Below are 14,266 nucleotides of genomic sequence, written 5' to 3'. Positions count from 1 at the left end.
GACGGTCAGTGGCGGCCGTTCTCCGCAGGCGTGACGGTCAGCCGATGCCTGGTGTTGTCGCCGCTCGAGAAGGGCCAGAGCCGGTCGGCGTTCTCGACCAGGTCCGCGAGCTGGTCCCGGCTGAGACCGGCCGACGAGATCTCGGCGTGCACGTCGGCCCGGTAGCGGCCGTCGTTGTCGCGTCCCAGCTTCGCCTCCGCCCGCACCTGGACCGTGTGCGCCTCGTCGGTGATCTCCCCGGCCACCTCCACCGCCGCGTGGTGCAGGCAGGACGCGAACGCGGCCGCCAGCAGCTGCTCCGGGGTCAGCCCGGTGCAGTGCGGTGCCAGCGGTGACGCCAGCGCGGTGGAGAGCCCGCCATCGTCGGTGCGTACGTGACCGCCCTCGGCGGTCGCGGTGGCCTCACGCAGCCAGGAACTCTGATCCGGCATCGCGTTTCTCCCGTCGCTCACCGCCCGGCTACCCGGCAGTGGCCCGCCGAAACGCCGCGAGCGCGACGGTCAGCGCGCGTCCCACCCGTCGGTGAGCGCCACGGCCTCGGTGGCCTCCGTCGCCGCGCGCTCGGTCCACGGCGACACCGGAGCCGGTTCGCGGGGGGCCGGCACCAGCATCGGCACGTACACCCGGGCGTCCACGGCCTCGGCGAGCAGCAGCGCGGCGACCAGGCTGGTCGGGCGTCGCGCGGGGTCGTGGGCCAGGCAGGAGTGGCACAGCTCCACCACCTCCGGCGGCAGCCCGTCGATCTCGGGCAACCGGTCCGGCGGGCGGCTCCGACGCGCGCCGAGCAGCTCGCTCGTGCTGTCCGCCAGGTACGGCAGGCGGCTGGTGAGGCAGTAGTAGAGCAGCACCCCCAGCGCGTACATGTCCGCCGCCGGGGTGGCCGGCGCGCCGTCGAGCTGCTCGGGCGCCAGGTACGCAGGCGTGCCCATCAGCATTCCCGCCGGCAGCGGGTCCGATGCGCCGCTGGGCGTGGCGATGCCGAAGTCGAGCACCTTCACTCCGGCCGGGGTGAGCATGACGTTCGCCGGTTTCACGTCCCGGTGCACGATGCCGCTGGCGTGCGCGGCGGCCAGCGCCGCCGCGACCTCGGCACACACCCGGGTGGAGATCCGCCAGTCGAGCGGACCGGCCCGCAGGTGCGCGGCGAGCGTCTCGCCCTCGGCGAGTTCCATGACGATGTACGGCACCGGACGACCGGGCAGTGTGGACGAGGTGCCGAAGTCGTGCACGCTCGCCACGTTGGGGTGCACCAGGCGGGCCGCCGAGCGGGCCTCCTCGCGGATCCGCTCCACCGGACCGTGCTGCCCGTCCGGGCCGGGCAGGATCAGCTTCACCGCGACCGGCCGGTCCAGGACCTCGTCGTGGGCCCGCCACACCTCCGACATCCCGCCGACGCCGATGCGCTGTTCGAGCCGGTACCGCCCGCCCAGCGTCCGCATCGACCACTCCTTGCCCCCGACCCGCCGGCGGCGGGTGCTCCGATCGCGATACCCGGGCTCCGAGCTGGGCAAACCGACGCAGCAGTCGTGGTGGGTCGATCCCGCCGTACCTCGCTGCGGGCGTACGGCGGGTGCGGTAGCTTGCGAGCCAGGGCCGGCTCACTGAGCGTGCCGGCACGGTCACCGAGGGGACGCCGCGATGGGCGAGGTCACCGTACGCTTCGTCGACGGGCCCGCGGACGGCCTGGTGCGGCAGGTGCCGGCCGGCCCGGACGGCACCCCGCCGCAACGGTGGATCATGCGCCATCCCGACGGCACCGGCCCGAACCAGCCCGGCCCCGACCACCTCTACGAACGCGACAGGCCGGACGGCCTGGGCGGCTGGACCATGCGGTTCGTCCGTACCGACGCGTTCGGGGTGTCCGAGTGAACCGGCAGTGAGACGCGCCTGCCGCACAGCTGGCGCACAGGTGGCGCAGGGGCGCGGCACAGGTGCTCCGCCCACGATGGGGGCATGGTGATGGACGGGCAGGTCGCGCCGGGCCGGATCGAGCTGCGTCGCCCCGACGGCGAGCCGGTCCGGGTGCTGGTGGTCGACGACGAGGCGACGCTCACCGACCTGCTGTCGATGGCGTTGCGGTACGAGGGCTGGCAGGTACGCAGCGCGGGCAACGGCATGGCCGCGCTGAGCGCCGCGCGGCAGTTCCAACCGGACGCCGTGGTGCTCGACGTGATGCTTCCCGACCTGGACGGCTTCCAGGTGCTGCGCCGGCTTCGCGAGCACGCCCCGACCGTGCCGGTGCTCTTCCTGACCGCGCGCGACGCCGTCGAGGAACGCATCGCCGGCCTGACCGTCGGCGGCGACGACTACGTCACCAAGCCGTTCAGCCTGGAGGAGGTGATCGCCCGGCTGCGCGCGCTGCTGCGCCGCTCCGGCGTCGCGGTCGCCGCCCGGGAGGACGCGGTGCTCACCGTCGGCGACCTGAGCCTCGACGAGGACAGTCACGAGGTACGCCGTGCCGGCCAGCTGATCACCCTCACCGCTACCGAGTTCGAGCTGCTGCGTTACCTGATGCGTAACCCGCGCCGGGTGCTCAGCAAGGCGCAGATCCTCGACCGGGTGTGGAACTACGACTTCGGCGGCCAGGCCAACGTGGTCGAGCTGTACATCTCGTACCTGCGCAAGAAGATCGACGCCGGGCGCGCACCGATGATCCACACGTTGCGCGGCGCGGGTTATGTCCTCAAGCCCGCCGAGTAGCCGCCGCCCGGTGCGCGCCGCCCGCCGGTGGCTGGCCGGCCGGTCCCTGCGTACCCGACTGGTGTTCGCCCTTGTCGCCCTGCTCGCCGTGGTCAGCGTCGCCATCGGCGGGCTGACCACTGTGGCGTTGCGGCACTTCCTGGTCGACCGGCTCGACGCGCAACTCTCGCCCGCGACGGCGATGCGGGGTGACCGTCCGGGGCGGCCGGCCTTCCCGGGCAGCGGTCCGGCCATCCCACCCGGCTCGCCGTCCGGAACGGTGGTCGCGGTGATCACCGACGGCCGGGTGACGAGCGCGCAGACCCTCACCAACAGCCCGTCCAGCGACGACCCGTTCCCCGACGAGCAGGCCGTCCCGGTCGGGGAGGTCGCCGCCCTGGCGGACCTGCCGGTCGGGGCGACGCCGCGCACCGTCGACCTCGGCGCCCGCGGTGACTACCGGGCCGTGGCCCGGCAGTACTGGGACGGCCGGGTACGCGTCGTCGCCATGCCGCTGTCCGGCGTCCAGGAGACCGTCTGGGCGCTTGTCGCCGCGCAGGCCGGGGTGGCCGCCGTCGGGCTTGTCATCGCCGGTGCCGCCGGCGCGTTGATCGTGCGGGCCACGCTGCGTCCGCTGAACCGGGTGGCCACCACCGCGACCCGGGTCACCGAGCTGCCGCTGGACCGGGGCGAGGTGGCCCTCGCGGTCCGCGTTCCGGCCGAGGACACCGACGCGCGTACCGAGGTCGGGCAGGTCGGCGCGGCGCTGAACCGGATGCTGGGCCACGTCGCCGACGCCCTCGCCGCCCGGCAGGCCAGCGAGACCCGGGTACGCCAGTTCGTCGCCGACGCCAGCCACGAGCTGCGTACCCCCCTCGCGGCCATTCGCGGGTACGCCGAGGTGGCCCGGCGTGGCCGCGACGAGGTTCCGGCCGACGTGGCGCACGCGCTGCGTCGCGTCGAGTCCGAGAGCACCCGGATGACGAGCCTCGTCGACGACCTGCTGCTGCTGGCCCGCCTCGACACCGGCCGTCCGCTCGCCGTCGAACCGGTCGACGTGACCGCGCTGGTGATCGACGCGGTCAGCGACGCCCACGTGGCGGGCCCGGAGCACCGCTGGCAGCTCGACCTGCCCGACGTGGTGATCCGGGTGCCCGGCGACGCGGCCCGGCTGCACCAGGTGGTGGCGAACCTGCTGGCCAACGCCCGCGTGCACACCCCACCCGGCACCACTGTGACGACCACGCTGAGCGTCGACGGCAACGACGCGGTGCTCGCCGTCGCCGACGACGGGCCAGGAGTGCCGGCGGAGCTGCGACCGGCCATGTTCGAACGGTTCGCCAGGGGCGACAGCTCCCGGTCGCGGGAGCACGGCAGCACCGGCCTCGGCCTGGCGATCGTCGCGGCGGTCGTGGAGGCCCACCACGGCACTGTCGCGGTCCACAGCCGCCCGGGACGTACCGTCTTCACCGTCCGGCTGCCCAATCCCACAGCCGACGCATAGGCGGCTCACGGCATCGCGCCAGCCCGACGCCCAAGGCTTGGCGCATGGACAGAACCGAGGCCCTACCGACGACGTCCGCCGACCCGGGTCCGCCGCCAACGGCGACGCGCCCCGCCGAGCCCCCGCCGCCGACGCGCCGCTCACCGGCCTGGACCCGGCCCGCGCTGGCGACCCTGCTGCTCGCCACCGCCGTGCTCTACATCTGGGGCCTGGGCGCCTCCGGCTGGGCCAACTCGTTCTACGCGGCGGCGGTGCAGGCCGGCTCGGTGAGCGCGAAGGCGTTCCTCTACGGCTCGTCGGACGCGGCCAACTCCATCACCGTCGACAAGACACCCGCGTCGCTGTGGCTGATGGCCCTGTCGGTACGCCTGTTCGGGCTCAACAGCTGGGCCATGCTCGTCCCGCAGGCGCTGTGCGGGGTCGCCTCGGTGGGCGTGCTGTACGCGACTGTGCAGCGCTGGTACGGGCCGGTAGCCGGCCTGATCGCCGGTGCGGTCCTCGCCGTCACCCCGGTGGCGACGCTGATGTTCCGCTTCAACAACCCCGACGCGCTGCTGGTCCTGCTGCTTGTCGCCGGCGCGTACGCCACCGTGCGGGCGGTGGAGACGGCCAGCACCCGGTGGATCGTGCTCGTCGGCGTGCTCGTCGGCTTCGGCTTCCTGACCAAGATGCTCCAGGCGTTCCTCGTGGTGCCCGTCTTCGCCGGGGTCTACCTGCTGGCCGCGCCGACCGGGCTGTGGCGGCGGGTCCGGCAGCTGCTACTGGCCGGCCTCGCGGTGCTGGTGTCCGCAGGCTGGTGGGTGGCGCTCGTCGAGCTGGTCCCGGCCAGCGCCCGGCCGTACATCGGCGGGTCGCAGGGCAACAGCATCCTGGAGCTGACCCTCGGCTACAACGGCCTCGGCCGGATCACCGGTGACGAGGTCGGCAGCGTCGGCGGCGCAGGTCCCCGGATGGGCGGGGGAGGCGGTGGCCCGTTCTCCGGGCAGACCGGCCTGCTGCGGATGTTCGACGGCGAGATCGGCGGTCAGGTCTCCTGGCTGCTGCCGGCCGCGTTGATCCTGCTCGTCGCCGGGCTGGTGCTGGCCGGGCGGGCGGCGCGTACCGACCGGACCCGGGCCGGGCTGCTGCTCTGGGGCGGCTGGCTGCTGGTCACCGGCCTGATCTTCAGCTTCATGTCCGGCATCTTCCACGCGTACTACACGGTGGCGCTCGCCCCGGCCGTCGGCGCGCTCGTCGGCATCGGCGCGACGCTGCTCTGGCGGCAACGCCGCCCGCATCCCGCGCCGGACGACGCCACGGTGCCCGGGTCACGCGCACAGCGGTGGCGTCCGCTCGCCGCCACGGTGACGCTCGCCGGCACCCTCGCGGTCACCGTCTGGTGGGCGTGGGTGCTGCTCGGGCGCAGCCCCGACTGGTACCCGTGGCTGCGGGTCGTGGTGCTCGCCGCCGGCCTGCTCGGCGCGGTGCTGCTCCTGCTCGTCACCCGGCTGCCCCGCCGGTTCGTGCCCGTGGTGCTGGGCCTGGGCGTGGCGGCGGCCCTCGCCGGTCCGGCGGCGTACGCGCTCCAGACCGCCGCGACCCCGCACACCGGCTCGATCCCGAGCGCCGGCCCGTCCGTGGCCGGCGCCTTCGGGCGCGGCGGTTTCCCCGGCGGGCGACCGGCCGGCGGCCAGTTCCCCGGCGGGGGCCGGGACGACGGCGGCCGCGACCCAGGGGGCCGCGACGGTGGCCGGATGCCCGGCTTCCCCGGCGGTGGTCAGATGCCCGGATTCCCCGGGGGCGGTCAGATGCCCGGGTTCCCCGGGGGCGGCCAGATGCCCGGCTCTCCCGGCGGTGGTCAGGGCCGCGAGGCAGCCGGGGGGATGGGCGGGCTGCTCGACGCCCGCGAGCCCAGCGCCGCGCTGCGTGAGCTGCTGGAGCGCGACAGCGACACCTACACCTGGGTGGCGGCGACCATCGGCTCGAACAACGCCTCCGGCTACCAGCTCGCCACCGGTGAGCCGGTGATGCCGATCGGCGGATTCAACGGCAGCGACCCGTCACCGACCCTCGCGCAGTTCCAGCGTCACGTCGCCGACAGGAAGATCCACTACTTCGTCGGTGGCGGTGGCTTCCGGGCCAACGGCGGGAGCTCGGCCTCGCAGGAGATCTCCACCTGGGTCCAGGAGACCTTCACGCCGCAGACCGTGGACGGGGTCACCGTCTACGACCTGAGCACCGGCGGGGCGGCGTCGTGAGCGCGGTCAGCGGTCCCCGCGCCGCCGTCCGGACCCGCCCCGCCGGCGCCGGCGCGGTGCTGGACGTGGTGATCCCGGTCTACAACGAGGAGACCGACCTCGGGCCGTGCGTACGGCGGCTGCACGCCCACCTGAGCGAGCACTTCCCGTACCCGTTCCAGATCACCATCGCCGACAACGCAAGCGTCGACGGCACCCTGACCGTCGCCGACGGTCTCGCCGGCGAACTGCCCGGCGTCGAGGTGCTGCACCTGGACGCCAAGGGCCGGGGCCTGGCGCTGTCGGCCGCCTGGTCGGCGTCGTCCGCGCCGGTGCTCGCGTACATGGACGTGGACCTGTCCACCGACCTGGCGGCGCTGCTGCCGCTTGTCGCGCCGCTGATCTCCGGGCACTCCGACCTGGCGATCGGCACCCGACTGGCGCGTACCTCCCGGGTGGTGCGCGGGACCAGGCGGGAGGTCATCTCGCGGGCGTACAACCTGCTGTTGCGGGGGGCGTTGGCGGCGCGGTTCTCCGACGCGCAGTGCGGGTTCAAGGCGATCCGCGCCGACGTGGCCGCTCGGCTGCTCCCGCTGGTACGCGACACCGGCTGGTTCTTCGACACCGAACTGCTGGTGCTCGCCCAGCGGGCGGGACTGCGCATCCACGAGGTGCCGGTGGACTGGGTCGACGACCCGGACAGCCGCGTCGACATCGTCGCCACCGCCCTGGCGGATCTGCGCGGCATCGGCCGGCTGGGGCGGGCGTTGCTGACCGGAGCGCTGCCGCTGACCGACCTGCGGGCGCAGCTCGGCCGGGCACCGCTGGCCGCGCCGCCCGCTCGGGTGCCGGTCGGGCTGCCCCGGCAACTGGCCCGGTTCGCCGCCGTCGGGGCGGCCAGCACGCTCGTGTACCTGCTGCTCTTCGTGGCCACCCGGGGCGCGCTCGGCGCGCAACCGGCGAACCTGCTGGCGCTGCTGGTGACCGCCGTGGCGAACACGGCGGCGAACCGGCGGGTGACGTTCGGCATCAGCGGGCGCCGGCATGCCGGCCGGCACCACGCGCAGGGACTGCTCGCCTTCGGGCTCGGTCTCGCGCTGACCAGCGGCTCGCTGGCCGTGCTGCACGCGGTGTCCGTCTCGCCCGCCCGATCGGTGGAGGTGGCGGTGCTGGTGGCCGCGAACCTGGCCGCCACCGTGCTGCGGTTCGTGCTGCTGCGCCTCGGCATGCACCACCGCAGGAGCTGAGACGCCTGCCGCTCACCCGCCCAGCATCTCGGCGAGGGCGCCGACGACGCGTCGCGTGTGACGCCCGTCGGGGTCCTCGTCGACGTTCAGGTCGGTCACGCTCATGCCGAGCAGCCGGTCGGCGCGGGCCAGGGGAGTGACGAGCGCGATCAGGTCGGGCCAGCGCAGCCCGTCCGGTTCGGGATAGGTCACCGCCGGCAGGTCGCGCGGGTCCACCGCGTCCAGGTCGAGGTGCAGCCAGGCCGGCCCGGCCCCGCCGTCGGCCAGCCTGGCGCCCACCGCCGCGGCACCCTCGCCGAGCAGTGCGGCGGCGGGCAGCTGGTGGATGGCCTGGTCGATCCGGGACGACTCGACCCGCCCGCTGTCGTCGTCCGCCGGGCGGTGCCCGAGCAGGTGGACCCGCCCGGGGTCGAGCAGCGGGCCGTCGTACCCGATCGCGGCGGCCGGGCCGTGCCCGGTGACGACCGACAGGTCCATGTCGGCGGCCTCGCCGGTCGGCGACGTCCCGCCGTCGAGGAAGTCCGGATGGGCGTCGACGAACCACAGCTCGGTCGCGGGCGGGAGGGCGCGGCAGATGCCGGGCAGGATGGCGCAGTCCCCGCCGAGCACCAGCGGCCGCCGCCCGTCGGCGATCAACGCCACGATCCGGGAGGTGATGGCCGCGCCTGCGGCGACCAGGCCGGCCGCGCCGATCACGCCGCTCGCCGCGTCCCGGACCGGGTCGCGCAACCAGGCCTCGTCGACCCGGCCGCCGTCGTCGGCGGCGAGGGCGTCCAGCAGGCCGGCGTCGCGCAGTGCGGCAGGGGCCCGCTCCTCGCCGCGCCCCGCGCCCGAGGAGTCCAGCGGCGCGTCCACGATCGTCCAGCGCACGTCCGCAGCGTACCGGCGGGGACCGGCGTCCGACCCCATTCTGTGCTGAGGCTGGGAGTACGCCGATGTGCCCGCGACGGTGCTGACGATCGGCGTACGGTGGCAGAAGTCCGGCTTTCTGGGTCAAAAGCCTCACCGCTGTACGCCCCGGGACGCCGGTGTCGACACGGGGCGAGGACAAGGAGCGATCGGTGATCCATCTGGCCTACCTGGACGCGGGGTCCGGCAGCCTGATCGTGCAGGCGGTCGTGGGCGGCGTCGCCGGCGTCGCGGTCGCCGCCAAGCTCTACTGGCGGAGACTTGTCGACAGGTTCCGTCGACAGCCCACCGACCAGCGGTGACCCGCTCCGTACCGGCGACGCCGCCCGTACCCACCCGGGTGCGGGCCGAGCCGGCCTCCTTCCGCGACCCGGCCAACCGGGTCTTCCACGTCGGCGACGAGGTGCTGCGCGGGCTGGACACCCGGGCCGCCGACCACTGGCGTGCGCTCGCCGCCAGCGCGTTCTTCCCCGCCCTCGTCGCCGCGGGCAAGGTCTGCGCCACCGAGGACGCCCCGCAGGCGCTGGTGCCGGCCGGGCTGCCGTGGGCGGCGGTGCTGCGCCACGAGCGGATCCCGTTCGTCTCCCACCCGTACGAGTGGTCCTTCGCCATGCTGCGTGACGCGGCGCTGCTGCACACGGAGATCCTGGGCGCGGCGCTCGCCGACGGCTTCACCACCAAGGACGGCTCGGCCTACAACCTCCAGTGGCACGGCGTGCAGCCGGTCTTCATCGACGTCGGCTCGTTCGAGCCGGTACGCGACGGCGAACCGTGGGCCGGCTACCGGCAGTTCTGCCAGACCGCGCTCTACCCGCTGATGCTCACCGCCCACCTGGGCGTGGACTTCCAGCCGTGGCTGCGCGCCCAGGTCGACGGCATCGAGGCCGAGCAGCTCCGCCCGCTCTTCGGCGGAACCCGTCGGCTGCGCCCGGGCGTGCTGACCCACCTGCACCTGCACGGCGCCATGCAGCACCGCAACGCCGCCGCCAGCACCACCGACGTACGCGCCCAGCTGCGCGCCGCCGGCTTCTCCCGCGAGCTGCTGCTGTCCACGGTGCGCGGCATCGAGAAGCTGCTGCACCGCCTGGAGCGCCGCCCGACCGGCAGTCACTGGGCCGACTACCAGCGCACCTGCGGCTACTCGGCGCAGGACCGGACGGCCAAGGAACAGTTCGTGACCGCCGCGCTGACCGCCGGCACCCGGCCGCGCCTGGTGCTCGACCTGGGTGCCAACGACGGCAGGTACGCCCGGCTGGCCGCCGCGTACGCCGACTACGTGGTCGCCGTCGAGCAGGACCCGGCCGTCGTCGACGACCTGTACCGGGCGCTGCGCGCCGAGGGGCAGCAGCGCGTCCTGCCCCTGGTGCTGGACCTGGCCGACCCGTCACCCGGCGGGGGCTGGCGGGGCGTCGAGCGGGCCGGCTTCGCCGAACGGGCCGACGCCGACGCGGTGCTCGCCCTGGCGGTGGTGCACCACCTGGCGATCGGGCGCAACGTGCCGCTGCCGGAGATCGTCGACTGGCTGGCGGGGCTGACCGCGCAGGGCGGGGCGGTGGTGGTGGAGTTCGTCCATCCCGAGGACCCGATGGCCCGGCGGCTGCTCGCCAACAAGCCCGAGGGTCTGTTCCCCGACTACCGGCGGGACGCCTTCGAGGCGCTGCTCGCCGCCCGTGGCCGGATCACCGAGCGTCTGGAACTGCCCTCGGGCACCCGCACCCTCTACCGGGCGGTGATGGGTGGCTGAACCGGCGCTCGGGCGGTGGGAGCGGGGCTGGCGCGGTGAGGTGGGCCGCCTGCTGGAGGTCGTGGCGCTGGTCGGGCTGGTGGTCACCCAACCGTTGCTGGACGTGCTGGGCCGCAGCCCCGACTTCTTCCTGTTCCACCGCGCGGACACCGGGCAGATCCTGCTGCTGGTCGCCCTGGTGGCGGTGGTGCCCACCGTGCCGGTGGCGCTGCTCGGCGCACTCAGTCGACTCGCCGGCCGCACCGCCCGCGCGGTCACCCACACCGGTCTGGTCGGGCTGCTGCTGGCCGCCCTGGCCGTACAGGTGGGCCGACACCTGACACCGCTTCGGGGCGTACCCCTGCTGGTGGTGGCCGTGCTTGCCGGCGCGGCCGGCGCGCTCGCGCACCGGCGGTGGCGGGCGCCCGCCCGGGTGCTGCGGCTGGCCGCCGTCGGGCCGGTGGCCTTCGTGGCGCTGTTCCTGTTCGTCTCACCGGCCTCGGCTGTGGTGCTGCCGCGCGGCGACGGCGGCGCGGCCGGCACCGCGCAGGGTACGGGCGTGCACCCGCCAGTGGTCATGCTGATCCTCGACGAGCTGCCGCTGGTGAGTCTGCTCGGCGCGGACGGGCGGATCGACGCGGCCCGCTACCCGAACTTCGCCGAGCTGGCCGGCGCCTCGACCTGGTACCGCAACGCCACAGGCGTCAGCGGCTGGACGCCCAACGCGCTGCCGGCGATGCTCACCGGGAAGTACCCGGCGCGGCCTGTCGCCCCGCACTACTCGCAGTACCCGGACAACATCTTCACCGCCTTCGGCGGCCTGTACGACATCCGCGCCGAGGAGAGCATCACCCGGCTCTGCCCGCCCAGCCGCTGCGAGCAGCCGGTCGCCCCGGAGCAGGGCCTCGGCGTACTGGTCCGCGAGACGGGCAAGCTGCTCGGGCAGGTCGCCGGGCCGTCGGAGAGCGCTGTCGACCCGGAGGACTCCTACCGGGAGAGGACCCGCGCCGAGGCGGGCCTGGACGCCGCCGAGCCGGTGCCGGCCGACCCGAAGTTCCGCTGGGACAGCCTCGACGACAACCAGCCCGCCCGCTTCACCAGTTTCCTGGCCGGGCTGAAACCCCAATCCCGGCCCGTGCTGCATTTCCTGCACCTGCTGATGCCGCACTCGCCGTGGGCGTATCTGCCGTCCGGCGCGCGCTACGACGCCCCGGAGGACCTGCCCAACGACGGCGCCGGCTGGATCGACCTGGCCCGGCAACGTCACCTCGCGCAGCTCGGCTACACCGATCGGCTGATCGGCGAGACGCTGCGGACGCTGCGCGCCAGCGGCCTGTACGACCAGGCTCTCGTGGTGGTGACCGCCGACCACGGGGTGAGCTTCCGTCCGGGCGCCCAGGGCCGGGGCATGGACGCGATCAAGGCGGCGGCGGGCGAGGTGGCGTGGGTGCCGATGTTCGTCAAGGAGCCCCGGCAGCAGGCCGGCCGGGTGGACGACCGCAACTGGGAACACGTCGACCTGCTGCCGACGGTCGCCGACGAGGCAGGCGTCCGGCTGCCCTGGCGGGTCGACGGCCGCTCCGCCCGGCAGGCCCCGCGCACCGACGGTACGAAGCACTTCTACGACCGGCCCGGTGAGCCGGTCACCTTCCCCGGCGGGGTGCCCGCCCCGCCCTCGCTGCCGGCCCCGCACCCCCTGGTGGGCACCGAGGTCCGGGCCGGCGCGACGGAGGGCAACGCGCGCGTCGCCGACCTGGCCGCGTTCCGGTCGATGGACCCGGACACCGGCACCCTGCCGGCGCTCGTCTGGGGCGACGTGCCCGACCGGATACCGGACGGCACGATGCTCGCGGTGGCGGTGAACGGCAGGATCGGGGCGGTCGTCCCGGTGGTGCCGCCCGACCCCGGTGGCCGCCGGTTCGCCGCGTTGCTCACCGACGACAGGCTGTTCCGGGCCGGCACCAACCAGCTGGACGTCTACCAGGTCGCCCGGGACGGTACGCTGCGACGCCTCGCGCTGTCCTGAACGCGTGTCGCGCACCCGGTCCCGCGTACCGGGATGGTGGTTTCCCGACCATTCGGTCGGGAATCGGGTGACGCAGGCCTCACCGCCGAACCACGGCGGGCGTTGTCCCCGGAGCCGCAATTACGGTAGAAGCGAAGGCAATTCAACGTAGATCTGCCGGCGAAGCGAGGAACACATGACGGAAGTCAAGCTCGATCACCCCGGTGGGCAGCTGTCGATGCCGGTACATCCCGCGGTCGAGGGCCCCGCCGGTATCGGGGTGAGCAAGCTGCTGAAGGAAACCGGGATGACGACGTACGACCCCGGTTTCGTCAACACCGCGGCTGCCTCATCCGCGATCACCTACATCGACGGCGACGCGGGGATCCTGCGTTACCGCGGATACCCGATCGAGCAGCTGGCCGAGAAGTCCTCCTTCCTGGAGGTCTCGTATCTGCTCATCTACGGTGAGCTGCCGACCGAGCAGCAGTTGACCGAGTTCACCGAGTGGATTCGGCGGCACTCGCTGCTGCACGAGGAGATGCGCCGCTTCTTCGACGGCTTCCCCCGGGACGCCCACCCGATGGCGGTGCTGTCCTCGGCGGTGAGCGCCCTGTCGACCTTCTACCAGGACAGCCTGGACCCGTTCGACTCCGAGCACGTGGAGATCTCCACGGTCCGGCTGATGGCGAAGGTCCCCACCATCGCCTCGTACGCGTACAAGAAGTCCATCGGGCAGCCGCTGCTCTACCCGGACAACTCGCTGGGGTACGTGGACAACCTGCTGCGGATGACCTTCGGCGTGCCGGCGGAGCCGTACGAGGTCGACCCGGTGATGTCGAAGGTGCTGGACATGCTGTTCGTCCTGCACGCCGACCACGAGCAGAACTGCTCCACGTCGACCGTGCGGCTTGTGGGTTCCAGCAACGCCAACCTGTTCGCCTCGGTGTCCGCCGGTGTGAACGCGCTGTTCGGCCCGCTGCACGGTGGCGCCAACCAGGCGGTGCTGGAGATGCTCCAGCAGATCCACGCCGGTGACGGCGACGTCCGCTCCTTTGTCCGCAAGGTCAAGAACAAGGAGGACGGCGTCAAGCTGATGGGCTTCGGCCACCGGGTCTACAAGAACTACGACCCGCGGGCGGCGATCGTCAAGAAGGCCGCGCAGGACGTGCTGGGCCGGATGGCCAAGCCGGACCCGCTGCTGGACATCGCCATGGAGTTGGAGGAGATCGCCCTCGCCGACGACTTCTTCGTGTCGCGTCGGCTCTACCCGAACGTGGACTTCTACACCGGCCTGATCTACAAGGCCATGGGCTTCCCCACGAAGATGTTCACGGTGCTGTTCGCGCTCGGCCGGCTGCCCGGCTGGATCGCCCAGTGGCGCGAGATGATCAGCGACCCGGAGACCAAGATCGGCCGTCCGCGGCAGGTCTACGTCGGCGCCGCCGAGCGGGACTACCTCCCCTTCGCCGAGCGCTGACCTCCGCTCTTCCGCACCGCGCACCTCCGCACCGCCCGCACCGCCCGCACCGCCTGCAGGCCGCCGACCCGATCCGGGCCGGCGGCCTGCGCCGTACCCGCCCGCCCTCTCGCGTGGCGGTCCGTGGGGTTTCCGCCGGGCCTCGCGGCGTGGCCGCCCGTGGCCCTCCCGCCGGTACCCCGAGTCCCTGGTTCGGCTCCTGTCGAGCTGCCCCAGATATGGGGCGAGGCGTTCCGTGGTGGGGTGGGGCGAGGCGTGGCGGGGTGGGGCGTGACGGGCGGGGCGCTTCGAGCGCCCGATTCCGCCTGCCACGTTGACGGAGGGCTTGGCGGGTTGGTCGGGCTGGACCCACACCGATGATCGACTCCAGTCCGCCGATATCGCGGTATCCACGGCGTCGGTACACCACAATCTCGGCGAACTGGAGTCGATCAAGGTCGGTCCCTGTCGATTTCGGCGAACTGGAGTCGATCGAGGGGCGGTCCCGGCCCGCGGGGCTTATC

At 73.7% G+C, this 14,266-nt stretch carries 12 protein-coding genes; 9 read left to right on the top strand and 3 right to left on the bottom strand.

All coding sequences use genetic code 11. The annotated features are described in order from the left end of the window. Positions 1–5: 5 nt before the first annotated feature. Together AB0N27_RS09790 and AB0N27_RS09785 are read right to left on the bottom strand one after the other, a co-directional pair. A complete protein-coding gene (locus tag AB0N27_RS09790) occupies positions 6–431 on the bottom strand; it encodes an OsmC family protein (protein ID WP_364365810.1) in 426 nt (141 codons plus the stop codon). 69 nt (positions 432–500) lie between these two features. Then, positions 501–1,439, bottom strand: coding sequence for a serine/threonine-protein kinase (locus AB0N27_RS09785; RefSeq protein ID WP_364365807.1), 939 nt, complete (start codon positions 1,437–1,439; stop codon positions 501–503). Between the two features lie 199 nt (positions 1,440–1,638). Between AB0N27_RS09785 and AB0N27_RS09780 the strand changes: the two genes are divergently transcribed. The 5 genes from AB0N27_RS09780 (at position 1,639) to AB0N27_RS09760 (ending at position 7,646) form a co-directional block, all read left to right on the top strand. Further along, positions 1,639–1,869, top strand: coding sequence for a hypothetical protein (locus tag AB0N27_RS09780; protein WP_364365804.1), 231 nt, complete (start codon positions 1,639–1,641; stop codon positions 1,867–1,869). Positions 1,870–1,953: 84 nt separating this feature from the next. Next, the gene (locus tag AB0N27_RS09775; RefSeq protein WP_364365801.1) at positions 1,954–2,700 is read left to right on the top strand and encodes a response regulator transcription factor; all 747 of its coding nucleotides are present in this window, start codon (positions 1,954–1,956) and stop codon (positions 2,698–2,700) included. Between the two features lie 31 nt (positions 2,701–2,731). Then, positions 2,732–4,183, top strand: a complete 1,452-nt coding sequence (locus tag AB0N27_RS09770; RefSeq protein WP_364366184.1) for a HAMP domain-containing sensor histidine kinase — start codon at positions 2,732–2,734, stop codon at positions 4,181–4,183. A gap of 44 nt (positions 4,184–4,227) precedes the next feature. Continuing rightward, entirely contained in the window at positions 4,228–6,420 is a 2,193-nt protein-coding gene (locus tag AB0N27_RS09765) for a glycosyltransferase family 39 protein (RefSeq protein ID WP_364365798.1), read from the top strand. Then, a complete protein-coding gene (locus tag AB0N27_RS09760) occupies positions 6,417–7,646 on the top strand; it encodes a glycosyltransferase (protein ID WP_364365795.1) in 1,230 nt (409 codons plus the stop codon). Before AB0N27_RS09765 ends, AB0N27_RS09760 begins: the two co-directional genes overlap by 4 nt. A 12-nt stretch (positions 7,647–7,658) precedes the next feature. Here the strand turns inward: AB0N27_RS09760 and AB0N27_RS09755 are convergent, their stop codons facing one another. Further along, positions 7,659–8,516 carry an arginase family protein gene (locus tag AB0N27_RS09755; protein WP_364365792.1) on the bottom strand — a complete coding sequence of 286 codons (858 nt, stop codon included), beginning with the start codon at positions 8,514–8,516 and terminating at the stop codon, positions 7,659–7,661. 191 nt (positions 8,517–8,707) lie between these two features. Here AB0N27_RS09755 and AB0N27_RS09750 point away from each other — a divergent pair, with 191 nt between their 5' ends. The 4 genes from AB0N27_RS09750 to AB0N27_RS09735 all read left to right on the top strand — a co-directional run bounded on the left by AB0N27_RS09750 (position 8,708) and on the right by AB0N27_RS09735 (position 13,763). Then, positions 8,708–8,857 (top strand): hypothetical protein, encoded by a 150-nt coding sequence (locus AB0N27_RS09750; RefSeq protein WP_167517342.1) that lies wholly within the window; start codon positions 8,708–8,710, stop codon positions 8,855–8,857. Positions 8,858–8,895: 38 nt separating this feature from the next. Further along, the gene (locus tag AB0N27_RS09745; RefSeq protein WP_364366181.1) at positions 8,896–10,299 is read left to right on the top strand and encodes a methyltransferase; all 1,404 of its coding nucleotides are present in this window, start codon (positions 8,896–8,898) and stop codon (positions 10,297–10,299) included. Further along, positions 10,292–12,304, top strand: coding sequence for a sulfatase-like hydrolase/transferase (locus AB0N27_RS09740; protein ID WP_364365788.1), 2,013 nt, complete (start codon positions 10,292–10,294; stop codon positions 12,302–12,304). The genes AB0N27_RS09745 and AB0N27_RS09740 overlap by 8 nt, the downstream gene beginning before the upstream one ends. Positions 12,305–12,479: 175 nt before the next feature. After that, positions 12,480–13,763 (top strand): citrate synthase, encoded by a 1,284-nt coding sequence (locus tag AB0N27_RS09735; RefSeq protein WP_364365785.1) that lies wholly within the window; start codon positions 12,480–12,482, stop codon positions 13,761–13,763. Positions 13,764–14,266: the final 503 nt, after the last annotated feature.

Origin of the sequence: Micromonospora sp. NPDC093244 (assembly GCF_040683695.1) — a bacterium.
Classification (GTDB): Bacteria; Actinomycetota; Actinomycetes; order Mycobacteriales; family Micromonosporaceae; genus Micromonospora.
Note: the sequence above shows the minus strand (reverse complement) of the source record. Positions and strands in the feature narration are given on the sequence as shown.